The sequence below is a fragment of the Microvirga massiliensis genome, assembly GCF_001006805.1.
Taxonomy (GTDB): domain Bacteria; phylum Pseudomonadota; class Alphaproteobacteria; order Rhizobiales; family Beijerinckiaceae; genus Microvirga; species Microvirga massiliensis.
Window position 1 is genome coordinate 800,873 of record NZ_LN811351.1, and the last position, 24,819, is coordinate 825,691.

At 63.9% G+C, this 24,819-nt stretch carries 20 protein-coding genes, 1 other RNA gene and 2 pseudogenes; 13 read left to right on the forward strand and 10 right to left on the reverse strand.

Translation table 11 applies throughout. From position 1 onward, the window contains the following. Both BN1233_RS49545 and BN1233_RS08755 read right to left on the reverse strand, forming a co-directional pair. A pseudogene (locus tag BN1233_RS49545) lies at nt 1-1,751 on the reverse strand (hypothetical protein); the annotation flags it as partial. 365 nt (nt 1,752-2,116) lie between these two features. Further along, nucleotides 2,117-4,480 carry a DUF3553 domain-containing protein gene (locus BN1233_RS08755; protein WP_082145271.1) on the reverse strand — a complete coding sequence of 788 codons (2,364 nt, stop codon included), beginning with the start codon at nt 4,478-4,480 and terminating at the stop codon, nt 2,117-2,119. 173 nt (nt 4,481-4,653) lie between these two features. On the opposite strand from BN1233_RS08755, the gene BN1233_RS08760 reads away from it, so the two are divergent. After that, nucleotides 4,654-4,926: a hypothetical protein gene (locus tag BN1233_RS08760; RefSeq protein ID WP_046863062.1), complete on the forward strand. Its 273-nt coding sequence runs from the start codon at nt 4,654-4,656 to the stop codon at nt 4,924-4,926. Between the two features lie 64 nt (nt 4,927-4,990). Here BN1233_RS08760 and BN1233_RS08765 read toward each other — a convergent pair whose 3' ends face one another. Then, nucleotides 4,991-5,533, reverse strand: a complete 543-nt coding sequence (locus tag BN1233_RS08765) for a thioesterase family protein (protein ID WP_046863063.1) — start codon at nt 5,531-5,533, stop codon at nt 4,991-4,993. Between the two features lie 169 nt (nt 5,534-5,702). Here BN1233_RS08765 and BN1233_RS08770 point away from each other — a divergent pair, with 169 nt between their 5' ends. Next, nucleotides 5,703-7,118 carry an FAD-binding oxidoreductase gene (locus BN1233_RS08770; protein ID WP_046863064.1) on the forward strand — a complete coding sequence of 472 codons (1,416 nt, stop codon included), beginning with the start codon at nt 5,703-5,705 and terminating at the stop codon, nt 7,116-7,118. Nucleotides 7,119-7,193: 75 nt separating this feature from the next. Next, a complete protein-coding gene (locus tag BN1233_RS08775) occupies nt 7,194-10,832 on the forward strand; it encodes an AsmA family protein (RefSeq protein ID WP_048709616.1) in 3,639 nt (1,212 codons plus the stop codon). Between the two features lie 169 nt (nt 10,833-11,001). Here the strand turns inward: BN1233_RS08775 and BN1233_RS44515 are convergent, their stop codons facing one another. After that, nucleotides 11,002-11,262 (reverse strand): helix-turn-helix domain-containing protein, encoded by a 261-nt coding sequence (locus BN1233_RS44515; protein ID WP_046863065.1) that lies wholly within the window; start codon nt 11,260-11,262, stop codon nt 11,002-11,004. 110 nt (nt 11,263-11,372) lie between these two features. On the opposite strand from BN1233_RS44515, the gene BN1233_RS08785 reads away from it, so the two are divergent. From BN1233_RS08785 to mnhG, 6 genes are read left to right on the forward strand one after another with little or no spacing between them, the layout of a single operon-like run. Next, the gene (locus BN1233_RS08785; protein WP_046863066.1) at nt 11,373-14,300 is read left to right on the forward strand and encodes a monovalent cation/H+ antiporter subunit A; all 2,928 of its coding nucleotides are present in this window, start codon (nt 11,373-11,375) and stop codon (nt 14,298-14,300) included. Next, complete coding sequence (locus tag BN1233_RS08790) at nt 14,300-14,644, forward strand: Na+/H+ antiporter subunit C (protein ID WP_046863067.1); 345 nt, start codon at nt 14,300-14,302, stop codon at nt 14,642-14,644. The genes BN1233_RS08785 and BN1233_RS08790 overlap by 1 nt, the downstream gene beginning before the upstream one ends. After that, nucleotides 14,644-16,284 (forward strand): monovalent cation/H+ antiporter subunit D, encoded by a 1,641-nt coding sequence (locus BN1233_RS08795; RefSeq protein ID WP_046863068.1) that lies wholly within the window; start codon nt 14,644-14,646, stop codon nt 16,282-16,284. Before BN1233_RS08790 ends, BN1233_RS08795 begins: the two co-directional genes overlap by 1 nt. Further along, nucleotides 16,281-16,769, forward strand: coding sequence for a Na+/H+ antiporter subunit E (locus BN1233_RS08800; RefSeq protein ID WP_046863069.1), 489 nt, complete (start codon nt 16,281-16,283; stop codon nt 16,767-16,769). The genes BN1233_RS08795 and BN1233_RS08800 overlap by 4 nt, the downstream gene beginning before the upstream one ends. Next, the gene (locus BN1233_RS08805) at nt 16,766-17,047 is read left to right on the forward strand and encodes a K+/H+ antiporter subunit F (protein ID WP_046863070.1); all 282 of its coding nucleotides are present in this window, start codon (nt 16,766-16,768) and stop codon (nt 17,045-17,047) included. Before BN1233_RS08800 ends, BN1233_RS08805 begins: the two co-directional genes overlap by 4 nt. Beyond that, nucleotides 17,044-17,424, forward strand: a complete 381-nt coding sequence (mnhG, locus tag BN1233_RS08810; RefSeq protein WP_046863071.1) for a monovalent cation/H(+) antiporter subunit G — start codon at nt 17,044-17,046, stop codon at nt 17,422-17,424. Before BN1233_RS08805 ends, mnhG begins: the two co-directional genes overlap by 4 nt. A 247-nt stretch (nt 17,425-17,671) precedes the next feature. On the opposite strand, the gene BN1233_RS08815 is transcribed toward mnhG, so the two are convergent. The 5 genes from BN1233_RS08815 to ssrA all read right to left on the reverse strand — a co-directional run bounded on the left by BN1233_RS08815 (nt 17,672) and on the right by ssrA (nt 20,760). Then, a complete protein-coding gene (locus tag BN1233_RS08815) occupies nt 17,672-17,917 on the reverse strand; it encodes a ribbon-helix-helix domain-containing protein (RefSeq protein WP_046863072.1) in 246 nt (81 codons plus the stop codon). Further along, nucleotides 17,914-18,102 (reverse strand): DUF4169 family protein, encoded by a 189-nt coding sequence (locus tag BN1233_RS44520; protein WP_074078264.1) that lies wholly within the window; start codon nt 18,100-18,102, stop codon nt 17,914-17,916. Before BN1233_RS44520 ends, BN1233_RS08815 begins: the two co-directional genes overlap by 4 nt. A gap of 59 nt (nt 18,103-18,161) precedes the next feature. Then, a complete protein-coding gene (fumC, locus tag BN1233_RS08825) occupies nt 18,162-19,556 on the reverse strand; it encodes a class II fumarate hydratase (protein ID WP_046863074.1) in 1,395 nt (464 codons plus the stop codon). A 203-nt stretch (nt 19,557-19,759) separates the two neighbouring features. Beyond that, the gene (locus BN1233_RS08830; RefSeq protein ID WP_046863075.1) at nt 19,760-20,380 is read right to left on the reverse strand and encodes an SspB family protein; all 621 of its coding nucleotides are present in this window, start codon (nt 20,378-20,380) and stop codon (nt 19,760-19,762) included. A gap of 23 nt (nt 20,381-20,403) precedes the next feature. Then, nucleotides 20,404-20,760: a transfer-messenger RNA gene (ssrA, locus tag BN1233_RS44140) on the reverse strand. 79 nt (nt 20,761-20,839) lie between these two features. Here ssrA and thyA point away from each other — a divergent pair. Next, nucleotides 20,840-22,000: a thymidylate synthase gene (gene thyA / locus BN1233_RS51560; RefSeq protein ID WP_063776734.1), complete on the forward strand. Its 1,161-nt coding sequence runs from the start codon at nt 20,840-20,842 to the stop codon at nt 21,998-22,000. A 66-nt stretch (nt 22,001-22,066) separates the two neighbouring features. After that, nucleotides 22,067-22,861 carry a thymidylate synthase gene (locus tag BN1233_RS08840; RefSeq protein ID WP_046863076.1) on the forward strand — a complete coding sequence of 265 codons (795 nt, stop codon included), beginning with the start codon at nt 22,067-22,069 and terminating at the stop codon, nt 22,859-22,861. Between the two features lie 312 nt (nt 22,862-23,173). Here the strand turns inward: BN1233_RS08840 and BN1233_RS44530 are convergent, their stop codons facing one another. Next, entirely contained in the window at nt 23,174-23,434 is a 261-nt protein-coding gene (locus BN1233_RS44530) for a helix-turn-helix transcriptional regulator (protein ID WP_074078265.1), read from the reverse strand. Nucleotides 23,435-23,605: 171 nt separating this feature from the next. Here BN1233_RS44530 and BN1233_RS08845 point away from each other — a divergent pair, with 171 nt between their 5' ends. Both BN1233_RS08845 and BN1233_RS50990 read left to right on the forward strand, forming a co-directional pair. Next, a complete protein-coding gene (locus BN1233_RS08845; RefSeq protein ID WP_046863077.1) occupies nt 23,606-24,337 on the forward strand; it encodes a hypothetical protein in 732 nt (243 codons plus the stop codon). A 156-nt stretch (nt 24,338-24,493) separates the two neighbouring features. Next, nucleotides 24,494-24,802 (forward strand): annotated as a pseudogene (locus BN1233_RS50990) (DUF6634 family protein); the annotation flags it as partial. Between the last annotated feature and the right edge of the window lie 17 nt (nt 24,803-24,819).

The following is a 24,819-nucleotide window of genomic DNA, read 5'->3' on the forward strand; positions in this document are numbered from 1 at the left end:
CCGCCGCCGCCGTTCCCACCGCCGCCGTTGCCGCCGCCGCCGTTCCCACCGCCGCCGCCGCCGTTGCCGCCGCCGCCGTTCCCACCGCCGCCGCCGTTTCCGCCGCCGCCGTTCCCACCGCCGCCGCCATGTCCTCCGCCAGCGCCACCTCCGGGACCTCCGCCGCCATGGCCCCCGTCGCTGCCGCGGCTCCCGTCACCTCCACGATCACTACCGCGACCGCCGTTGCTGGCTGCGTTGCCGTTGCTGCTGAAGCCGCCGCCGTAGCCACTACGGTCGCTCGATCCGCTGAAGCTACCGCCATAGTTGCCGAATCCGCCGCCCAGGCCTTGCCCACGACCTTGACCTCCAGAGGGGCCGGTACTGCCATAGCCTTGGCCACGCCCTGCGGTGCCGGCAGGACTGGCGGCGCGTCCATTGCCCCTGACACCGCTGCCGACACTTCGGCTCGGGGCTGCCCCAGGTCGCGCGTCCTGTAGCCCGAAGGCGCGAGCGAGGCCTGCGGCAAACTCGCTGAAGGGATCCCGTGCGACGCCTTGCCGGGCCGCAGCTGCCCGCGCAGCCCGAGTCTCCGCAGCGCGTGCAGCTCGTTGGGCGGCGCGTGCCTCCGCACGGGTGGCCTCGCGAGCAGCGCGTTGAGCAGCACGAGCCTCGGCGCGTGCTGCACTTTTAGCGCTACGAGGCTCGGCCGCGCGCTTTCCGGCTGGCTCGGCGGCGCGTGGCCCAGCAGGCTGTACGCCAGCCTTCTCACGGCCGCGAACGCTCGTCTGGGTTGCCTCTTCGGCTGGCTTGCTCGCCGACGCAGCCGGAGCGGCCGATGCCGGGCGCGCAGGAGGCATTGGCGCCTCCCTTGCCAGCGCAGGCGAGATCGTCGGAGTGGGAACGGCGGGTGGCAGGGGGACCTCTATGGCCGGTACGGGAACCGTCGGTGCCGGGACTTCAGGGGGAAGGGCCAGCGTCAGGATGGAAGCGACGAGGTCCGCAGGCGTAATCTCCGGCATAGGAACGGATGGCGGGAGCGGAATCGAGATCGCACCTGCGCCGATTTCCTTCGCGGATACGCTCGGAACTTCGCCGCAGGAACCGGAATTGCAGGCCGAGGCCAGCACCATCGCAGCGTCCGGAACGCTCGGCAGCGTGGCAAGCTCGGAGAGAGAACTCAGTCGGGCCTGCGTTTCGGCAACGACGATCAACCCGGACGCATCCGGGAGATACGCGGCGCGGGTCTCGTCGGCGATCTGCCCCGGAGCCGAGCCCGCAGCTCTCTCCACCTGCTGCAGCGCTGCGACTCCGATCGTCTCTGTCGGTGGCACCGCATCCGATTTCGGGAAGTCCACCCGGGTCGCGGCGCGCTCGTCCTTCGATGGCTTGGAAGCAGGAGCCGAGGCCCGCGCAGCCCCAGAACGTGGAGCGCCGCTGTCGAACGGCCGCGCCAGATCGGACCAGTCGACCGCAAAGTTCTCCGGAAGGCGCGCGGTATCGGACGCGCGCGCTAATGAGGACGTGGTTGTGGCACTCCCCGGAAGATCTGCATCGTCGCGGTTCGAGACCGGTGTGCTGGTGCACGCAGCCCAACGCCACCAGGGCTTGTCGGGAATGACGTCGCAGCTTCGGACCGTACTCGATGCTCCGACGTTGCGGCTGCGGACCTCCAGTGCAACGAGGGCAGTTCCGACAGATGCGGCCGACAGGATCGCAATCGATATGAGGACCCGGCGTGATCCGAACGAGTTCCGATCATCGTACGGCATCCAACTCTCCCCGCGCACCAAGCCGCAGGATCAAGTCGGAACAAGCGTTAGTGTTCCCATCGTCTCCGCTTTCGGATCGGAAATAGCTCAGCTTCCTGTCGATTGCACGACGGTGGGCAAGCGATCGCGCAAGCATGCGGCTTCATCCTGTGCATGCGCCAACGGTTCCGCGCGATCGACTATTGACCGAATTGTGTCGATAAATTCGGGCGTCCCGTTAAGGCAGAGCTTGCTGCATAGATTCGTCAGTGCCGCCACGAGAAAACGGCTTAGCTTACCTTGCTCAACGCTAAAATTCTCGGCGCATGCAGATGCGTGCACACAGAAGCGACGATCGTGCCGCGAGTCGACGAACTGAAACGATCTCAGCCGTGCAATTCTACGAAGCTGTCGAGCACGAGCTTGCGCCCGGCCTTGTCGAAGTCGACCGTCAGCTTGTTTCCATCCACGCTCGCGACGGTGCCCAGCCCGAACTTGGTGTGGAACACCCGTGCCCCGGCAACGAAGCTGGATGGCTCTCCCGAGGATCGGGCGAGGAGTTGTCCCTCGATGACCATGCCGCCGCGCTGCGTGCTGCGCGCGTCGCGTCTGTCGGTTCCGACGCCCGAGCGCCTCGCCTGAGCCCGCTGCCATCCGGGCGTCTGGTAGGTCGAGCCGAATGGAGAGAGATTGTCGAACCGGGATCCGTAGCTGCCCGAGAAAGTGGCCGGAGCGTCGAGGACCTCGACATGCTCTCCGGGTAGTTCATCCATGAAACGGCTCGGGGAGGTGGAGTTCCACATCCCGTGAATGCGCCGGTTGGCTGCGAAGTAGATCTTTACGCGACGACGCGCGCGCGTCAGCCCGACATGGGCGAGGCGCCGCTCTTCCTCGAGCCCGGCCCGGCCGTTCTCGTCGAGCGCCCGCTGGTTCGGGAACAGGCCCTCTTCCCACCCCGGCAAGAAAACGGTGTCGAATTCGAGTCCCTTCGCAGCGTGCAGCGTCATGATGCTGACCAGGTCGCCCGACGCGCTGTTGCTCGCATCCATCACGAGTGAAACATGTTCCAGGAAGCTCTGCAGGTCGGGGAATTCCTCGAGGGAGCGTACGAGCTCTTTCAGGTTGTCGAGGCGGCCTGCGGCGTCCGCGGACCGATCGCGCTTCCACATATCGGTATAGCCGGATTCCTCGAGCACGATCTCTGCGAGTTCCGATTGCGGCATGGTCTCGATGAGTTTCGACCAGCGCGCGAAATCTGCAAGCAGCCCGCGCAAAGTGGCGCGCGGCTTGGGTTTCAGCTCATCAGTCTCCACCATGAAGCGCGCCGCTTCCATCAGCGAGACGCGGGCGGAGCGTGCGTGATTGTAGAGTTGCTGCAGCGTCGCGTCCCCGAGGCCGCGCTTAGGCACGTTGATAATGCGCTCGAAGGCCAGGTCGTCCAGAGGAGACGCTGTACAACGAAGATAGGCGAGGGCATCGCGGATCTCCGCCCGCTCGTAGAAGCGAGGGCCGCCGATGACGCGATACGGAACGCCGAGCGTCACCATGCGATCCTCGATTTCGCGCATCTGAGCGGAGATCCGCACGAGAATCGCGATTTCGGAAAGCGGATGTCCTTGGCGTTGCAGCGCCTCGATCTCTTCTCCGATGAGACGTGCTTCGTCCTCCGAGTCCCACGCTCCCGTGATCGACACCTTCTCTCCCACGACGTCTTCCGTGCGGAGCGTCTTGCCGAGCCTTCCTTCGTTGTGAGCAATGAGCGCGGACGCAGCGCCGAGGATGTGACCTGTCGAGCGATAATTGCGCTCGAGCCGGACGACCGTCGCACCTGGGAAATCGTGCTCGAAGCGGAGAATGTTGTCGACCTCGGCGCCACGCCATCCATAGATCGACTGATCATCGTCGCCGACGCAGCACAGATTGCGCCGGGTCTGGGCGATCAGACGCAGCCAGAGGTACTGCGCAACGTTGGTGTCCTGATACTCGTCGACGAGCATGTAGCGGAAGCGATGCTGATACTCGCGCAGAACATCCGGATGCTCGCGCCAGAGGCGAAGGCATTCGAGAAGGAGATCTCCGAAATCGGCGGCATTGAGGGTCTTGAGGCGGTCCTGGTAGGCGGCATAGAGTCGCCCGCCTCGCCCTTGGGCGAATGCGCCTGCTTCTCCGGCCGGCACCTGCTCGGGCCCGAGGCCGCGGTTCTTCCAACCGTCGATCAGCCCTGCGAGCTGGCGCGCGGGGTAGCGCTTCTCGTCGATGCCTTCCGCTTCGATGACCTGTTTCAGAAGTCGAAGCTGATCGTCCGTGCTGAGAATGGTGAAGCTCGGCTTCAATCCGACGAGCTCGGCGTGACGGCGCAGGATCCTGGCGCCGATCGAGTGGAACGTGCCGAGCCACTGCATTCCTTCCGCAGCAGGGCCGACGAGCACGGCGACGCGCTCCCGCATCTCGCGGGCGGCCTTGTTGGTGAATGTCACCGCCAGGATCTCGGAGGGACGGGCGCGACCGGTCGCGATCAGATGGGCGATCCGTGTCGTCAGCACACGGGTCTTCCCCGTTCCCGCGCCGGCGAGGACGAGAACGGGACCCTCGGTAACTTCGACGGCGGCCCGTTGCTCGGGGTTGAGCCCGGCCAGGTAGCCGGGGAGGGCGCGCAGACGGGCGCGATCGCCGAGGCCGCCGGCCACCGGCTCGTGCCGTAGATCGGCGGGGAGGGAACGAGGATCGGGATGATTCATTGGGCGGACCATGGATCAAAAGGCGAACGCCGTCGAGTGTGCTATCCTGGCCCCGGCGGCTCGGCGAGGCGATTGCACATGGTGCGAAGCCCGCAACCTCCCCATATGGAATCCGATAGGCGCGCCGGTACATAGGAACCCGCCCGGATGGGTGGATTTGTAAGCGGAGCCGGCTGGAGGTTCACATGCGTGCAATCTTGACCATATTGGTGTTCGCCTGTCTGGCGAGTCCTGTTGCGGCACAGGGCTTGCGCATCCCCGGATCGAGCCGTTCGGAAAACCAGGTCCAGGATCTGAATCGCTCGATGCAGCGGCAGCAGCAGCAACTGAGGAATCAGCAGCAGGGGCAGTTCGAGCTCAACCAGCTCCGGCAGGATCTCAATCGCAGCCAGAACTTTCCCTCGATCACCGGGCCGGGCGTGTCCCGGGGATGTCCTCCGGGCGCAGCGGGCTGCTGACGCGAATCACGCCGCGTGAATGGGCGCCGAGCACGCCGCGATGCCGATAGCTCGGTGTTCGGTGTCAGGCTCCTGCAGCAAGAAGTGCCTCGCGGGCACCCGATCGCTTTGGCACCCCGATCACTCGGCCGAGATTGATCGGCCGGGTCAGCCGCGAATGCGCAGCCTTCATGACGGCGAGGTTCGAAAGAATGTCGTCGGGGAATGGTGCGACCGTTCGCTTCTCCATGTCGACGTGAAGAGCGAGGTTCTCCGAGGTCGCCGCCACCCAGCCTTCGGCCGCATGGCGGAGTTCCATATAAAAATGGAGCCGTTTCTCGTCGAAATCGATGAGCTGGAGCGTGACGCGCATCTCGTCCTCGAGATGGATTTCTCGGCGATAGACCGTATGCGTCTCGGCTGCGAAGAACGATGCCTTCCGCTCCTGTACGTAGTCCGGCCCAAGCCCGATGATGCCGAACCCCTCATCGACGGCTCTGTCGAACAGGACATGGAAATAGGCCATGTTCAGGTGGCCGTTATAGTCTAGCCAAGCCGGCTCGACGCGCATCCTCGAGGAAACAAAGGGTGCGAAGAAGAAGATCGAGGTTGGCCTGTCCTCTGCCATCGGCGCTCCTTCGGCTGGCAGCAGCGGAAATTGTCCCGCCTCTGTTTACCACGAGGCACAAAAAGGTTCACCCCGGAATCGCTCGCGGCAGCTGGTCGCGACGGGCTATGCTTTGCATCGGATGCTGAAAAAGTCCAAGGTGCCGCAACCTCTTCCCTCCTGAACCGACATGAACGCCCCCCATCTCGCGCCGCTCGAGCGGCCAAGCGAAGCAACCCTGAAATCCCTCGTCGCCGAGCTGCAGAGTCGCTTCGGCAGCCGTACCGTCACATCCGCGGCCGTGCGTGAGCAGCACGGCCATACGCTGACCTGGCTCGCGAACCAGCCGCCGGACGTCGTGGTCTACCCTGAGACCACGGAGGAGGTTTCCGAGATCGTGAGGCTGTGTGCCGCTACGCGGGTGCCGGTGATCCCATTCGGCATCGGCTCTTCGCTCGAGGGGCACGTGAATGCTCCCTTCGGCGGCGTGTCGATCGATACCAGTCGCATGAAGCGGATCCTCCACGTTCACGAGGAGGATCTCGATTGCACGGTCGAGGCCGGGGTGACCCGGAAGGAACTCAACGAGTTCCTGCGGGACCGGGGTCTGTTCTTCCCGATCGACCCGGGCGCCGATGCATCGCTGGGCGGAATGGCGGCGACCCGCGCCTCGGGCACCAACGCGGTCCGTTACGGCACGATGCGCGACAATGTCGTGTCCTTACGGGCAGTCCTGCCGAATGGCGATATCGTTCAGACGGCTCGTCGGGCTCGCAAGAGCTCTGCGGGCTATGACCTGACACGCCTTCTGGTCGGCTCCGAAGGCACGCTCGGTATTTTGACCGAGGTGACGCTCCGGCTGCACGGGCTGCCCGAAGCCGTGTCGGCGGGAATCTGCCCATTCCCAAGCGTCAAGGCGGCTTGCGATGCAGTCATCATGACTATCCAGTCCGGGCTTCCGATCGCTCGGATCGAACTGCTAGATGAAGTCATGGTGGGGGCGTGCAACACCCACTCGAAGCTCGATCTTCCGGAGAAGCCTCTGCTCCTCGTCGAGTTTCATGGCACCGAAACCGGCGTCGCGGAGCAGGCGGAACGCTTTGGAGCCTTCGCCGAGGAGTTTGGCGGCGGACCTTTCGAGTGGGCCACGAAGGCCGAGGAGCGGACTCGTCTCTGGACGGCGCGGCACAACGCCTACTGGGCGGCCAACGGCCTTCGTCCGGGAGCCAAGCCTCTCGCGACCGATGTCTGCGTGCCCATTTCCCGGCTCGCGGAATGTGTCGACGAGACGAAGCGCGATATTGCAGCCTCCCGGCTCATAGCGCCCATCGTGGGCCATGTCGGAGACGGCAACTTCCACGTTCAGCCGCTGATCGACATGGATGATTCGGCCGAAGTCGAAGCCGGGATCGCTTTCGTCGATCGTCTCGTGGAGCGCGCCCTCGCGATGGAGGGGACCTGCACCGGCGAGCATGGTGTCGGGCAGAAGAAGATGAAGTTTCTGGAGTCCGAGTTTGGGCCGGTCGCACTCGATCTCATGCGCACGTTGAAACGGGCCATCGACCCTCACAACATCATGAATCCGGGCAAGATTTTCAGTGTCTGACGCGCCCCGGCTGGGTGCAGGAGCCAGTCGCGCCGGAACCGGGTCTTCGGTAGAAGGCGGAGAATAGGTGTTCCCTTGCGCGACATCCTGACCGTCCTTGCTGCCATTCTGATCGTCATACTGACCGCAGCGGTCGTCGCGCCGCCTTTCCTGCCGTGGGAAAGCTATCGGAGCGAGATCGATCGGGCGATCTCCCGGGCTGCCGGGCTGACCGCTCGTACCGAGGGTGCGATCGAGGTGAGGCTTCTTCCTCTGCCGCGGATCCGCCTCGAGACCCTTCATCTGAATGGTGCGGGTGCAGGCCCCAATCTGCGCGCCGACGACGTCAGCGCGGAGTTCCAGCTCTCGCCGATGCTGCGGGGTGAGGTGCGGTTCACGGAGACGCGGATCGGACGGGCCGATGTGCATATCCCGATTACCGGAGCCGGAGTATGGCATCTGCCTGGGGGCGGACTCTCGCAGGCGCACCCGCTTGCGCGCGAGGTCGCCGTCGAGAGCCTGCGGGTGGATCAGCTCCTCGTCACCACGCATGTTCCTGCCACGGGCCGCACCGATCAGCTCTACGCGGAGAACGTTGCCATCGAGGGTCAGACGCTCGCCGGCCCCTGGCGTCTCGAAGGAACGACCTCCGGCCTCCCGTTCCGCCTCGTCACCGGCACGCTCGGAGAAGATCGCAGCCTCTCGGTGAAACTGTCGGGCGGCGGAGACACGGCACCTCGGTTCGATATCGACGGACGCCTCGCTTTCGAGCCGCTTGCTTCCGGCGGCGTGACCATGGGTGTGAACGGCAAGGCGAAGATTCTGTTCGGTCCGCCGGCGCAAGTGGCCGCCGCGGGAATCCCGATCCCGGTCGCGATCGACGCGACGTTCCGAACGGAGGAATCTGTCCTGCAGCTCGAAGCCGTGAGTCTCGAGGCCGGGGAGGGCGGCGCGAGCGTGCGCCTCGCCGGAACGGGACGAGTCGATCTCGCAGAGCCCCGGATTGCGCTCAAGCTCGCGGGGCGGCGCCTCGATGCAGACAGTTTCCTTTTGTCTGCCAGCGGCCGGGAGTTCATCCAGCGGGTTGGGAGATGGGCGCCGCCTCCCGTTCGGGTGCCAATCGATCTCGATCTCTCGCTCGACAGCATCGGTTTCGCGCAGGAAGAGTTCACCGAAGTGGTCGCGCGGTTGAGCCTCGAGCAGGGCAGGGTCGAGGTCGAGCGCTTCTCGTTCGCGGGGCCAGGCGAAACGACGGTTCTCGTAACCGGCGATGCTGGACTGACGACGGAAGGGGGGATGAACGGCGGCATCTCCCTGAGCTCTAAGGCCTCCGACAGACTCGCGCGGACGCTCGCGCGCATCGGCGTGCGCAACCCGATTCTGGAGTTCCTCGATGGCCGCCCTGTCGAAGCCTCTGCCGACATTCTGGTCGGAGCACAGGTCACCTCCCTGCGAAACCTGCGCTTGCGAGCCGGCGATGCGGTGCTTACCGGAAATGCCAGGATCGAGCCGGGGACGAGCGGCGCACGTGGGCGGCTCGAGGCCCAGGTCGCCATTCGGGCCCTCGATCTCGCACAACTGCCGCGCGTTTCGAGCCTGTTCGAGGCAACCGAGAACCTCGACGTCTCGATCGTCCTCGAAGCCCGTGATGTGAGCTATGGCCAGCAGCGTGGCGCAGGGCGCATCACGGCGCGAATTGCGTCCGATGGTCCTGCGCTCCGCGTGGAGACGCTCGAGATCGTCGATCTTGCGGGAGCCAATGCCCGCGTCAGCGGCCGCATTCTCCCGGATGGATCGGGACGGATCGCCGGGAAGGTGACAGCACAACGCGCGGCGCCGCTCGTCGACCTCATCGGGAGCGTCTGGATCGGAGGAGTGTCCAAGCTCGTCCCGCACTTCCTCCGGGAAGGCGCTCTCGATCTCGACATCCTGACCGAGAGGGCCGTGCCGCAGCCCGGCTCATCGGAACTGCGCCTGCGGACGACGGCGCGCGGGCGTGCCGCCGGCGGCGGTTTCGACGGTGAGGTCTATACGGTGGACGGCCTCACCGAGCGGCTCGATCTGCGCTTGGCGACGGAGAATACCGGTACCTGGGTCGGGCGCCCGGACACACCGGCGTTGCGCCGTGCCTCGTCGGTGACGCTGACGGGATCGCGGGTGCCTTCCGGCCATTTCCACCTCTCCGTCTCGGGCGATATCGGCGGCGTGCGCGTCACCACCACGCGCCCCTTTGCATTGAGTGTTGGTGACGACGTTGTCGAGAGCGGCGAGGCTCAGTTTGCGACGGCCGACGTGACGCCGTTTCTCGTGCTTCTCGGCGACGGAGCCGGCGTCAAGCCGCCGGTGCCGGTCGACCTCAGGATCACGCTCGGTCGGGAACGGGACACCAATCTCATTACCGCCGAAGGGCGCGTTGCCGGGGAGGCCGTTCAGGCTCGCGTCACCGCGCGCTCCCGGTCCGATTTCTCGGGCTCCCTGGCCCTGGACCGGCTGTCAGCACCGTGGATGGTATCGGCGCTCGCCCTGAACGCGCCGCCCGGCCCGAGCTCCAACGCGGTCTGGTCGTCGGCGCGGTTCGGCCAGAGCGGTCGCCTGCTCACCGGCGGCCAGGTGCAGATGCGCGTGCGGCAATTCGAGCTCGGCCGCGGCCTGACGGTCCAGAATGCCGGCTTCTCGCTGGCGCTCACCGGGGAGGGCCTCGGGATCCGGGATCTGACTGCAAGCCTCGGCGACGGAATCCTGACGGGCTCCTTCAATGTCACGCGCCAGGGCAGCCAGGCATCCCTCCTGGGAGAGGGCGCAGTCCGCGACATTCCGCTTGCGGTATTGGCGGGCGAGGCGCCGTTCGAGGCACGATTCTCGGCCAGTCTTCGCTTCGGCTCGTCCGGGGAGAGCACCGCGGCTCTGGTCGCCAATCTCGGGGGCTCCGGCGAGTTGCATCTGCACAACGTCAAAGTGCCGAACGCCGATCCGGCTGCGCTCGGGCGCTCCCTCGAACGCCTTCTCGCCGACGACGACCCATTGGCGATCGGACGTGCCGAAACAGTCGTCAAAGAAGAACTCGCGCGCGGTGACCTCGTTGCCGGCCCGACGACCGTACCAGGATCGATCATCGGCGGGAGCCTGAGGCTGTCGCCAGTCTCCCTCGATGCATCGGACGGCTCCTGGCAGGGAGCCATCACATTCGATCTCCGCTCCCTGACATTCGAGAGCCGCGGCACGCTGGTGGGTCGCTCGGCGCCGAAGCGCTGGACTGGGGCGCCGCCATCCGTGTCGATTTCCTGGAAGGGGACGCTCGCGGAGCCGCGTCGTGAACTCGACATCTCTTCGCTCGCCAACGGCCTAGCCGCCATTGTCCTGCAGCGGGAGCTCGAGAGGGTCGAGGCCTTCGAGGCGGATGCCAACGAGCGTCGCCGCCGGCAGCAGAGACTGGATTACGAGCGCCAGAGGGCCAAGGAGCTTCAGGCCTTCGAGGAGGCCCAGAGAGAGGCACGCCTTCGCGAAGAGGCCGAACGGGCTCGTGCGGAAGCCGAGCGAGCGCGGATCGAGGCGGCGCGGCTCGAGGCCGAGCAGCGCGCCCGGCAGGATGCGGCACGGCGGGCCGCCGAGGAGGCTGAGCGCGCTCGTCGCGAGACGAATGGTCCGCAGGCTGGTCAGAGCGAGCCTTCTGCTCTGCCGTCGCTTCCGCCGCCGGTCGAGATCCCGCGCGCGCCGGCGATCCAGATCCATCCGTAGGCGAGGGCCATGCCGTCACGGGCGCTCGATGCCTGAGCCAGGGCTGGCGGAATAGCGTGGGCTTCTCGACGCCGGAGCGCTGCATGGCTCCGCGGATTTATTGCCGCACGATTCGAGAGATCCTGTCGGCGCTCCTCATCCTTGCCGAGGCACCGGGTGGAGTTACAAACTAGGCTCCGGGATCTCCTGAGGCGGGACACTTCTGCAGGCGGACGCCGGGCCCCTGATGACCGGATGGCAGAAAGCAAACCCCCGCCATTTCGAACGCATTGACCAGGAGCGCCTCGGTGGAACGGTGCAGTTCGTGGCGGCCGCACTCGAAATCACGGATCGTGCTCCGTGACACTCCGGCTGCGGCAGCAAGACGCTCCTGTGACCAGTCGAGAAGGCCACGTGCGGCGCGGCATTGTTCAGGGCACAGGCTCCTCATCTCACACCTGAAAAATGGTGGTCGGCACCTTGCCGGTTCTGGACGAAATCAACCATAATGGGCGATATCACGCAACCGTCCGGCACGCGAGGAGGTAAGCGAAACCGTCGATGAACCATGGCACCATTCTGCTGGCAGTGCTCGTCCTCCCCTTCGTAGGGAGTTTTGTCGCCGCGCTCCTTCCGACCAACGCCCGCAACGTGGAAGCATGGCTGGCCGGCACGATCGCGCTCGCCGGCGTGGTCGGGATGTTCATGCTCTATCCGGCCGTCGTCGATGCCGGATCGATCCGCTACGACGCCGAGTGGCTGCCTCAGCTCGGATTGAACTTCACACTGAGGCTGGATGGTTTTGCCGGGCTGTTCGCAGTGCTGGTCACCGGCATCGGGTTTCTGGTGGTGCTTTATGCCCGCTACTACATGTCACCCGAGGATCCGGTGCCGCGCTTCTTCGCGTTCCTGCTGGCCTTCATGGGTTCGATGCTGGGGATCGTGCTCTCGGGAAACCTGATCCAGCTCGTATTCTTCTGGGAGCTGACGAGCCTCTTCTCTTTCCTCCTGATCGGCTACTGGCATCAGCAGGCAAGTGCCCGCGACGGGGCCCGAATGGCTCTGACGATCACGGCTACGGGAGGCCTTTGCCTGTTCGCGGGCGTGCTGGTGCTCGGCCACATCGTTGGCAGCTACGATCTCGACACGGTGCTTATGTCCGGTGATCGGATTCGCTCGCACCCGCTCTATTTGGCCGCCCTGATTCTCGTGCTCCTGGGAGCCCTGACCAAGAGCGCGCAATTCCCGTTTCACTTCTGGTTGCCGCAGGCCATGGCGGCCCCGACGCCCGTGTCGGCTTACCTGCACTCGGCGACCATGGTGAAGGCTGGCGTATTCCTGCTGGTTCGTCTGTGGCCAGCATTGGGAAGCACGGACGAGTGGCTTTGGATCGTCGGAACCGCAGGCCTCGCGACATTCATGCTCGGCGCCTGCTTCGCCGTCTTCCAGCAGGATCTCAAAGGACTGCTGGCGTATTCCACGATCAGTCATCTCGGGCTGATCACCTTGCTCATCGGACTGGACAGGCCGGTCGCACTGGTCGCCGCGGTCTTCCACATCGTGAATCACGCGACGTTCAAGGCGTCGCTGTTCATGGCGGCGGGCATCATCGACCACGAGACCGGGACGCGCGACATACGGCGCCTGAGCGGGTTGTGGCGCTTCATGCCGTATACGGGAAATCTCGCCATGGTTGCTGCGGCGGCGATGGCCGGCGTTCCGCTCCTGAACGGGTTCCTCTCCAAGGAGATGTTCTTTGCGGAGACGATCGAAAACCACAACGGGTCGCTTCTCGATGACGCGCTTCCCTATCTCGTGACTCTCGCCAGCATGTTCACGGTGGCATATTCGCTGCGCTTCATCCGCGATGTCTTCTTCGGTCCCGCTCCAGTCGATCTGCCGCGTGAGCCTCACGAGCCGCCACGCTGGATGCGGTTCCCGGTCGAAATTCTCGTGGTGGTTTGTCTTATCGTCGGGATAATTCCGGGCATCACCATTGGCCCGTTCTTGGATACTGCAGTCCGTTCGGTGCTCGGCGCTCTGACTCCGACCTACAGCTTGGCTATCTGGCATGGCTTCACGCTGCCGCTCTTGATGAGCGTGGTCGCCATGGCGGGCGGGGTCGTGCTCTATCGGTCCCTGCAGAATTATCTCCAGAGCGGCATCGAAGGTCCGCCGCTGGTGCGCCGTCTCAATGGCCAGCGCATCTTCGATTCCGTGATGGTTACGATCTCATGGCGTTGGGCGAGGTCGCTGGAGAAAATTCTCGGGACGAATCGCCTCCAACCCCAGATGAGTCTCCTCGTTTGTGTCGCGATAATCGTTGCCGTGTGGCCGGTTTACCGGCATGGGCTCGACCTCGCTCGTGCCAGATTCACCGACCTCGATCCGGCCTTCGCACTGGTTTGGGCAGTCGGTATCTCCTGCGCCGTCGGCAGCGCCTATCTAGCCAAGTTCCATCGGCTGGCGGCGCTCGTCCTGATGGGTGGCGCCGGGCTCACCACCTGCATCACCTTCATCTGGTTCTCCGCTCCCGATCTTGCTTTGACCCAGCTCGTCGTCGAGACCGTGACGACGGTCCTTCTCCTGCTTGGCTTGAGATGGCTTCCGAAGCGGATCGAAGAGGCCGGTTTGGAATTACGTGTCAGCGCAATCACTCGCGCTCGCCGGTTTCGCGATCTGGCCATTGCCGCGACGGCTGGGGGCGGCCTCTCGATCCTGGCATATGCGATCCTGACTCGATCGGCGCCCGACAGCATCTCGAGGTTCTTCCTGGAGCGTGCCTACACCGAAGGCGGTGGAACCAACGTCGTCAATGTGATCCTGGTAGACTTTCGCGGGTTTGACACGATGGGCGAGATCACGGTCCTCGGCGTGGTTGCCCTGACAGTCTTCGCGCTCCTGCGCCGTTTCCGCCCGGCTCCCGACAGCATCGAGATTCCGGAGCAGCAGCGCCTGCAAAACGCACAGGACGAAGCGCATCCGGAGCGCGCCGTCGGCGACACCATTGCCGATTATCTCGCGATTCCGGCGGTGATCATGCAGATCCTGTTTCCTTTCGTAGGGATCACCGCGGTATTCCTGTTCTTCAGGGGGCATGATCTCCCAGGCGGCGGTTTCGTGGCCGGAATCACGATGGCAGTCGCGCTCATCCTCCAGTACATGGCCGGCGGAATCCGGTGGGTCGAATCGCGGCTTCGCGTCCGACCTGTGCGCTGGATAGCAGTCGGACTCCTCCTGGCGGTCGGCACCGGGGCAGGTTCCTGGTTGTTCTCTCACCCGTTCCTATCTTCGTATTTTACCTATGCCGACCTGCCTGTCATCGGTGAGGTTCCGGTCGCATCCGCGCTCGCCTTCGATCTCGGCGTCCTGCTGCTCGTCGTCGGCGCCACGGCATTGATGCTGGTTGCACTCGCCCATCAGTCGATCCGCAGCCACCGGGCCCCGGGCCTCCGTGCTCCCGCTATGGCCGCAACGGAGGAAAGGTGATGGAGCTCGTGCTCTCTCTTGCCATCGGCGTGCTCGCGGGTTCCGGCGTCTGGCTGATTCTGCGACCTCGCACGTTCCAGGTGATCATTGGTCTGGCGCTTCTGTCCTATGCCGTGAATCTTTTCATCTTCGGCATGGGACGCCTCCGCACCGGCGTGCCGCCCGTGCTGGAGAAGGGCCAGGTCGGTGATCCGGCCTTCTTTGCCGATCCGCTTCCGCAGGCACTGGTCCTCACCGCGATCGTGATCAGCTTCGCAACGACTGCGTTGTTCCTGGTCGTGCTGCTCGCCTCGCGTGGATTGACCGGCACCGATCACGTCGACGGCGCTGAGGACAAGGTGTGATGGGCCGGATCGATCACCTGATGATCCTACCGATCGTCCTGCCCATGGTGGCGGGCGCCGTGATGCTGCTCATCAATGAACGCCATCGTATCATGAAGGGAGCGATCGATCTGGGATCGGTTCTTGCTCTCCTGGGCGTGGCGATTGCGCTTCTGAAAGCGTCCGACGCGGCACCGGCAGGGATGGCGAGCGAGGTTGGCGTCTACCGGCTCGGGGACTGGCCGGCTCCGTTCGGCATCGTACTGGTCGTAGATCGCCTGTCTGCTCTCATGCTCGTCCTGACGAGCCTGCTCGCCCTGGCATCCGCGGTCTTCTCCCTCGCGCGCTGGCACCGGGCGGGCGCGCATTTCCATTCCCTGTTTCAATTCCTCCTGATGGGGTTGAACGGGGCTTTCCTGACGGGGGATCTTTTCAATCTTTTCGTCTTTTTCGAGTTGCTGCTGGCTGCCTCCTATGGGCTCGTGCTGCACGGCTCGGGCGTTGCCCGCGTGCGGGCCGGGCTGCATTACATCGCCGTGAACCTCAGTGCGTCGCTCCTCTTCCTGATCGGGGTCAGCCTGATCTATGGGGTTACGGGAACACTCAACATGGCGGACCTCGCCGTCCGGATCCCGGAGGTCCAGCCCGGGGACCGCGCGCTCCTGGAGGCAGGCGCGGCCATTCTCGGGATCGCGTTCCTGGTCAAGGCAGGCATGTGGCCGCTGAGCTTCTGGTTGCCGACGACCTATTCGGCAGCTGCCGCACCGGTAGCTGCCATTTTCGCGATCATGAGCAAGGTCGGGGTGTACGTCATTCTGCGGCTGTGGCTTCTTTTCTTCGGCGCGGACAGTGGCGTCTCGGCCGAATTCGGCGGCAGTTTGCTGCTGTCGATCGGCATGGCAACGATGATTTTCGGTGCCATCGGCGTGCTCGCTTCGCAAGATATGGGACGGCTCGCCGGATTCTCGGTGCTGGTTTCCTCGGGAACGGTGCTGGCGGCCATCGCAACCGATCAGGTCGGCGTGATCGGTTCCGCGCTTTTCTACCTGGTCAGCTCGACCCTTGCGATCAGCGCCTTCTTCCTGCTGATCGAACTCGTCGAACGGGGCCGCGATCCGGGAGCGGACGTGCTTGCCGTCACGCGAGAGGCTTACGGGGACGACGAGGAAGATCCGCTGATGGCCGATGAAATCGGGATCGCGATTCCCGCGACCATGGCAGTGCTTGGCCTGTGCTTCATCGGCTGCGCCCTCGTGCTCGCAGGGCTGCCTCCGCTCTCGGGTTTCATCGCCAAGTTCGCGGTCCTGACCGAGTTGTTGAACCCGCCCGGGCACGAGGCAGGCGATAGCCTTCCCGTCACTGCATGGGCCCTTCTCGTGCTGTTGATCCTCACCGGCCTGATGACCCTGATCGCGATGACCCGAGCGGGCATTCGTGCATTCTGGATGCCGCTTGAGCGCAGCGTTCCAAGGGTGCGCTTGATCGAGATCGCGCCGGTGATCGTCCTGTTGCTCGCATGCATGACGCTGACCGCCCAGGCAGAGGCGGCGATGCGCTACATGCAGGCGGCAGCCGGGGCGATCCATGCACGTCAGGATTACGTCCACAGCGTGCTCACTGCACCGGGCGCGGAGGACGTGAGCAGCCGGAGCCGCCCGTGAAGTGGTTGCTGCCTTTCCCGCTCGTGTCAGCATGCCTTCTGGGGTTGTGGCTGTTGCTGAATCAGAGCCTCTCCGTTGGCCAAGTGCTGCTTGGCAGCATGCTGGCAGTGCTCGGCGGTTGGTCGATGACGGCGCTGCAGCCGGCCAAAGCCAGGATCCGGCGCCCTGGCGCAATCATCCGGCTCCTGGGGCTCGTGATCGCGGACATAGCCCGATCCAACATTGCCGTGGCGCGGATCATTCTCGGTCCGCGGCACCGGGAGGTGACATCCGGGTTCATGAACATCCCGCTAGACTTGCGTGATCGGTATGGACTCGCCGTGCTGGCCTGCATCATCACGTCCACGCCGGGCACCCTTTGGGTGCGTTTCGATCCCGTTCGCGGGACCCTGATGATTCACGTTCTCGATTTGATTGACGAGAGTACCTGGATCGCAACCATCAAAGGCCGCTACGAGCGACTGCTGCTGGAGATCTTCGAATGAGCGCATTCGTGTTGTTCTGGTCGCTCGGCATCGCGCAGGTCATGCTCGCGCTGGCGATGAGCTGCGCTGCTTTCCGGATGCTGTGGGGGCCGCGAGCACAGGACCGGGTGGTCGGCCTTGATACGTTCTACGTCAACGCCATGCTCCTTCTGCTGACGATCGGAATCCAATCCGGCCGAGATCTTTACTTCGAGGCAGCGCTCGTCATTGCCCTGATCGGTTTCGTCGGGACGGTAGCATTGGCCAAGTTCCTGATGAGGGGGGAGGTGATCGAATGACGACCGGCATGGAACTCCCGGCCTGGGCCGCGCTCCTCACGGCACTGTTCGTTCTGCTCGGTGCAGGGCTGGCATTCACGGGGTCGCTAGGGCTGCTGCGACTTGGAAAGTTCTATGAGCGCGTCCATGCTCCGACACTCGGTACGACATTCGGAATGGCTTTCGTCTTGATCGGAAGCATGATCTTCTTCTCGGCTGTGCAGACGCGGCCCGTGCTACACGAGATCCTCATCCTGATTTTCGTGACCGTGACCACGCCCGTCACCTTGATGCTGGTGGTCAGGGCGGCATTGTTTCGGGATCATGCCGAGGGCAATGTCGACGACTCGTTTCGTTATCGTGAGCCGTCGGCGAAGCAAACCAATACGAGAGGGTGATTCGGTTCGTCCGTGCGAGTCTCAGATGAAGCCATTCATTCTGAGATGGTGGCCTGGATTGCTTCACGTCGTTCGGAATGACGAAGAGAGCATGAGGGCGCGGAGAGCATGGCCGGAAACGGAGTAGTGCAGAACCCACGCCCGTCATTGCAAGCCGCAGGCGAAGCAATCCAGACTGGACCCATACAACTCGAGAGCGTTGCTGCGCCAGGAAGGCGGCATCTCCCGAGAGCCAATCTCGGTCGGATCAGGCGCCGAGATTGGTTTTACGTTCGAGCACTCCTTCGAGAGCTGCCCTAAGCACCGTGACCCGGATGGCGGAGGAAAGGTTCTGCTCGCCGCGGCCAGAATCGATCTCGCCGACCAGGGCTTGCACGGACATGTCTTTCGCTGCCGCGATGGCGCGCAGTCCCTCCCAGAAGGGCTCCTCGAGGCTGATGCTCGTTCGGTGGCCCGCGATCGAGATCGAGCGCTTGACGATGCTCGCGCTCATTCGTCTCCGGACTCACTCCGTCGATGCTCATCGAGTCGGCGAGCATCGAGCTTGCGTTGAGCGTTCAGCCGCTCACGTTCCGCCTTCGTGAGGCCGTGCAGCGCGCGTTTCTCGGCCGCTTCGGCTTCCTTCTGGATTCGCGCCTTGCGCTTCCGGTGCTGACGCAGGTTGATGATTTCTGCCATGGATTCACCCTGGTGCCCGCGCCGCCTTGGCGATACGGGCGCTGATCTCGATGCCGGGCTCACCCGGGCGCCAGCATGGTTTCCGGCCGGACGATTGCATCGAACTCCTCCGCCGATACGGCGCCGGAGCCGACTGCCTCCTCACGCAGGGTCGTGCCGTTCCGGTGAGCCGCTTTGGCGATTGCGGCGGCACGATCATAGCCGATGCGCGGTGCGAGGGCCGTCACAAGCATGAGAGAGCGCTCGAGAAGTTCCGTGATCCGCTCCTGGTTCGGGGCGATGCCGACGATGCAACGATCCGCGAAGCTCACCGCGGCATCGGCGAGGAGGCGGATCGACTGGAGGATCGCGTAGGCGATGACCGGCTTGAAGACGTTGAGTTCGAAATGTCCTTGCGAGCCCGCGAAGGCGACAGTGGTCTGGTTGCCCATCACCTGAGCGCAGACCATGGTGAGGGCTTCCGCCTGAGTGGGATTCACTTTCCCGGGCATGATCGAGGAGCCCGGCTCGTTCTCCGGAAGACTGATCTCGCCGAGGCCTGAGCGCGGTCCCGATCCCATGAGACGGATGTCGCTGGCGATCTTGAAGAGACCGGCGGCAACGCTCGTGAGTGCGCCATGGGTGAAGACGAGCGCGTCATGCGATGCGAGCGCCTCGAACTTGTTGGCCGCCGATGTGAAAGGAAGCCCTGTCAGCTCTGCAACCTTTGCCGCGAACCGCTCGGCGAATTCCGGATGGGTGTTGAGCCCGGTCCCGACCGCCGTCCCGCCCTGGGCCAACGCCAGGACTCCGGGCAACGTCGCTTCGACCCGTGCAAGTCCGAGCTCGACCTGCGCCGCATAGCCGGAGAACTCCTGTCCGAGGGTAACAGGCGTCGCGTCCTGGAGATGGGTTCGCCCGATCTTCACGACATCCGCAAATTCGCTCGCAGCGTGCTTCAGCGCAGCGTGGAGATGGCCGAGGGCCGGCTTGAGACGCCGCTCGATTTCGAGAGCGACCGCAATGTTCATGGCTGTCGGGAAGCTGTCGTTCGAGGACTGTCCCCGATTCACGTGATCGTTGGGATGGACCGGCGTCTTGGACCCCCGTTCGGATCCGAGTTTCTCGTTGGCGAGATTCGAAAGAACCTCGTTCACGTTCATGTTGGTCTGGGTACCGGAGCCCGTCTGCCATATCACGAGGGGAAATTCCGTATCGTGGCGTCCACCCCGAACCTCGGCTGCGGCTTCGGCAATCGCGGTCGCTAATCCGGGGTCGAGCTGGCCGAGGTACTGATTGACCCGGGCTGCGGCTTCCTTGACCAGAGCCATGGCATGGATGAGCGGCAGCGGCATGCGTTCCGTGCCGATCGGGAAGTTCTCGACGGAGCGCTGTGTCTGGGCTCCCCAAAGGCGGTCGGCATCCACATCGATCGGACCGAAGGTATCGGTTTCAGTGCGGGTCGAGGGCGACATACTGGCCTCTCCTGTGTCGATTGCGAGACCATAACTTAAGGAGCCGCTGCGCAACTTCGATCCTGGAGTCGAGCCGCACCGACCCACCGGCTACCTCGACAAGGCTCATTTCAGGAACGGACGGGCGATCACCGTTCCGGCGAACGGGCGCGGCGCTTCCGATGCAGCTGACAGCGCGGGAGAGCGCCTGACGCGGCGCAGGATCAGTTCTTCTTGCGGAACGCGTCGAGACTGACGACCTCGGCTCCAGCTTCGCCCTTGCGCTCCTCGGCCGGTTGCCCCTCGTCTCCATCCGTCGTTTTTCCGGCCTGGGACGGTGGCTTTGGAGGGAGCCTGGGTGTCGGGCTTCTTCCGCCGACGGGAGCAGGCGTCTTCTTAGGCTGCAGTTCGACGGGTTCCGACCCGGCGCCTCGCGCGGGCCTTGAGGGTTCCGGAGCCGAGGCAGGGGGAGTCTCGACCTGCTCCTCCTCCTGCACCTCGAACTTGAGGCCGAACTGCACCGACGGATCGAAGAACCCGGTCAGGGCATCGAACGGGATGAGAAGGCGCTCCGGCACGCCCGAGAAGGACAGCCCGACCTCGAACGCATGCTCGGTGACTCCGAGATCCCAGAACTGATGCTGGAGAACGATCGTCATCTCCTGGGGGTATTTTTCGCGCAGGCGGTTCGACAATCGAACGCCCGGGTAATCCGTCCGGAAGGAGATGTAGAAGTGATGTTCGCCGTGAAGGCCGTCCCGACCGGCATCAGAAAGGATCTTCCGAACGACCCCTTTGAGCGCCTCTTGCACCAGGAGATCGTAGCGGATCTGGTCTTTGGCCATTCGCGGACTCTTGCAGAAAAGAAAGTGGAGGCTTCTGTTGCCAGGTGCCTCCGAACCCCGCCTGCCGGTGCTACCCGTCAGGACTTTGGATCGGTGTCAATGACCGCTTACGCGGCCACCGCTACCGGAGCATAGTTGTCGTTGGCAACTATTGAGTCGGCCCGATAACGGCGGAACCATGCCGAGCGAAAAGCCACCCTTTACGCCCTCGTCGATCCTATTTCGCCCCCGCCAAAACCCAGGAAGGAGCCTGGGCTTTGGTGGAGGCGCCGGGTACCGCCCCCGGGTCCGATGGGTTTATTTCGGTCGCCGTTTATCGCCATAGCCGGCTTGCGCCGGCACCTCGCAATATAGGGACAGGCGGCGCGAATTGAAAGAGCGGGGACAAGCCGTACGCAACGTGTCCGACCCCTTCGCGGGCGCGCCGAATGTCCTATGCTGGGCGCTCTGGAGAGAGCCATGCAGATCTACCATGAGCTTCTGCGCCGCCTGCTCGACGAGGGCGTGCGCAAGGACGACCGCACCGGCACCGGAACCCTCTCGGTGTTCGGACACCAGATGCGCTTCGATCTTTCGCAGGGATTTCCGCTGGTCACCACCAAGCGCCTGCACCTGAAATCGATTGTTCACGAGTTGCTCTGGTTTCTCACAGGCGACACCAACATCCGCTACCTGCGCGAGAACGGGGTCACGATCTGGGACGAATGGGCCGACGAGAGAGGGGATCTCGGTCCCGTCTACGGCCGGCAGTGGAGATCCTGGCCAAAGCCGGGCGGTGGAAGCGTCGATCAGATCCGCTGGGTCGTCGACGAGATCCGGCGCAATCCCGATTCCCGCCGGCTTGTCGTCTCGGCCTGGAATCCGGCCGAACTCGATCGAATGGCCCTGGCTCCGTGCCACATTTTTCCAATATCCTGGGCCGCTACGCACATAGAAATGCAAGCCCAGCCAAGCATGCGCTGTGGTCCATCATCGGTAGCGCTACGGACGGTGGTGTTCAGTCCCAGGGATACTCTAGGTCGCGCGTCGGACGGCACGTGGCGTAATGCGGCTCTGGCGGCATGCGTGCTGGCAGACGGTATTCAGCTTGGTACGTCGAGGGCATGCGCGACGTCCGGACCGATGGATCGGCTGGATGGAAGCTCGCGCCGCCGTTTGGGAGTACTGGTCGAGCCATTTGGTCGCACTCGGGGGGCAAGCGAGGGGTATGTCAGCTCAACTGACCACAAGACGGCACTACATGCTAAGTTTGCCGCGATCCGGCTCGTTCGGTCTATGGCCTCTCTTTTTGCATGTGATGAGGCACTATCCAGTAGGGCGCAAACCTATCAGGTCCACTTAGCTTCCGGCGATCGGTTCAGAGCTTCGTGGAGGAGGGGATTCGACATACCGGTCGCTTGGCATTCGTACTGCCGCCAGCAGGCAATGCCAGATCCGCAGTTCATTCCATGCGGCAATATCGCCCGCAGGATGCCCGAGCACAGCAGGAGTAGGAGGGGCACGGTGCGGTTGTTCCGCCGCGGGTGTCTGAACCTTGGCCTCAGGCGCTACAGTCACAAAAGCGGTGCTGCAATCTCTCCGACTTCGTCCACCGCGGTCTCCTCAAGACCGAAAATATGAAGAGACCGGTCCCCGCTTCCGTTACCGAATCTGAGCTGTAAACCCTAATACGAGTTCCTCCCGCACATGCAGCAGTATCATGACCTGATCAGACACATCCTTGAGAAAGGGATCGAACGTGAGGATCGGACCGGCATCGGCACCATCGGAGTTTTCGGCTATCAGATGCGCTTCGATTTATCCGAGGGCTTTCCCCTCGTAACTACAAAGAAGTTGCATCTACGCTCGATCATATACGAGCTCCTGTGGTTCCTCCGCGGCGATACAAATACGAAGTACCTAAACGACAATAAGGTAAGGATCTGGGATGAATGGGCCGACGAGAATGGCGATCTCGGGCCTATCTACGGCCGACAGTGGAGGTCGTGGCAGGCTCCCGACGGGCGTGTAATTGACCAAGTTCAAAATCTTATCGACGAGATCCGAAATCGTCCGAATTCTCGGCGGCAGATTGTTAGCGCCTGGAACGTGGCAGACCTGCCCGCAATGGCTCTCGCTCCGTGCCATTGCTTACTACAAACTGCCGTTCTCAGCAGCAAACTGCACCTGCAACTGTATCAGCGATCTTGTGATGTCTTCCTGGGACTGCCCTTCAACATAGCGAGCTACGCGCTTCTGCTGAACATGCTGGCGCAGCAATGTGACCTCGAGCCAGGTGAATTCGTTTGGACCGGCGGGGATGTTCATATCTATCGTAATCACCTCGACCAAGTCCGCACACAGATCACGCGCGAGCCGTTTCCACTCCCAACGCTTCACATCAAACGGCGGCCAACGTCCATTAACGACTACCGCTTCGAAGATTTTGAGATCAAGGGGTACCAGGCCCATCCACACCTCAGTGGCGAGGTAGCTGTATGAACAGGTCCCCGGGAAACTGCCGGAACCTTTCCGCCTTGCCTCTGGAGCCGGCCGAGCAGAGCCGCCGAGGAATGTAATGCCTCGGCATTCGAGAGCCCGCTGAACCGCATGGAAGGTCCGGGCCATCATGTCCCGATCCAGTCGCGCGAGTTTCTGAAGGCTTCGGTGCTGACCCCCGTGATGTCAGCCAACTACTCCTGGCTCAAATCGAGCCCGATCCGCGCCGCTTTAAGGAGGCGCGGGTGGGCTGGCATGTCCGCAATTTCGAAGGTCGCGGACCCTTGTCAACAATTGCGACGAAGGCCGCTCACCTCAGTTCGTAGCAACGTCGCTTGACCGCCGCACCGGGAGGCGGAAACCAGGGCCCTGCGTATGGTCCCCAGCCAGGAAAACGACGCCTCGGCTCTCTAATGTTCTTTGAACAGCAAGCAATATTCTCAGGGCGACAGTGTCAGATCCTGCTTCCAAGCGGCTCAGGGATCGACGGCTGATCCCGGCCTCCTTGGCCAATTCCTCAGGACTCAATCCAAGAGCGACGCGGGCTGCTTTTAGTAGGTCGGCGGGCGTATGCATTCGGGCCGATCTTGCACGCCGCGTCTGCTCAGGCCAGCTTGTCAACAATTCGCCAGATGCGGCCTTGGTAGGACCCAAAAGGCCAAAATTGGCCACAAGCCGCTAGATTGCGGCCTGCGTGTCTGTTAGCGTCTGCGAATCACCCCGTGTGGGACATGAAAGGAGCGGACAATGGACGTATTCGCTCTCGTAGGATCGAAAGGCGGCGCCGCGCGGACCACCTCGAGCAGCCTGCTCGCGCTTGGCCTGCACGAGCTCGGGCTGAAGCCGCTCCACATCCAAGTCGTTATGTCCGGCTGCCCTCCGGTCCTGGAGTTGGCACGCGACGTGCCGTTCACGAAAACCTGGATCCCCGCGCACGCATGCACGGCAGCGGCGATCGCCATCCGGAGGCATGCCGCAGGATTCCCGCAGTGCGCGCCCGTGATCGTCGACCTGCCGGCCGAAAGGATTCGGGCCGATCTCGTCGCCGACCCGGACACCCGAATCCTTTTGCCGATGCGCGACGGCAGCCTCGAGATTGAGTGGGCGGCCAGCGACTACTGCGACGCCGAGGAGGCCCTCGCCTGGGAGATCCAGCAAGGCCGCATCTCCGATGCCTCGCGCCCGCCCGCCTGGTTCCTGCCAGTCGGCTGGCCCGCGAGCCTCAAGGCTGGGGACTTCGCCGCGATCCTGGGCCGCTTCGGCGTGGTCGTGGACGAGCAACGGCCGTTCCCGATCATCCTGCCGGGCGCGCTGCGGCTCGAGCGTCTGGACATCATGGACTTTCCGGGCGGAGAGCAGTTCTTCACGAGGCTGGAGATCCAGGACGTCGCGCAGACCCTGGCCCATGCGGTGCTCGCCGGCACGCGCAGCCCGCTGCTCGATGCCATCTCACCCGATGAGTCCGAAGACACCGCCTGAGCGGCAACGCCGATCCCTGCGGCGGGCCTGAGGCGCTCCTGAAGCGAACGTCAGTCGACAGCTCCCGTCCGCGGCTGACCCGCGCCCATCCGTCCCGAACTGATGCGCTCGCGCGTGTGCCCACGCGGCTGAACAGCGGCTGAGCAGAGGATTCCCATGTTCGTGATCTCGAGAAGCAGCGGCACGAGCGAGGCGGAGGTCGAGGAGGAGATCGTCCGCCTCTGCCGCCTTGCGGCCGACCTCCACGCGATTTGCAACGCCGCCGGCCCGAGCGAGGACGCGCTCCGGGATGCTCCCGTCCTCGAGAACTGGAGGCTGGCTGCGCGATCCACCCCGTGCCTGATCTGCGAGGTCTCCGGCCACCCACGGCTCCCGGGCGCCGGACGGCGTATCGTGACCTCCCCCGTCTGGGCGCTCGCCGAACCCTACGACTGGGCCCGGACGCTGTCGCGCTGGTACCGCCTCGGGCGGCCCATGGTCAC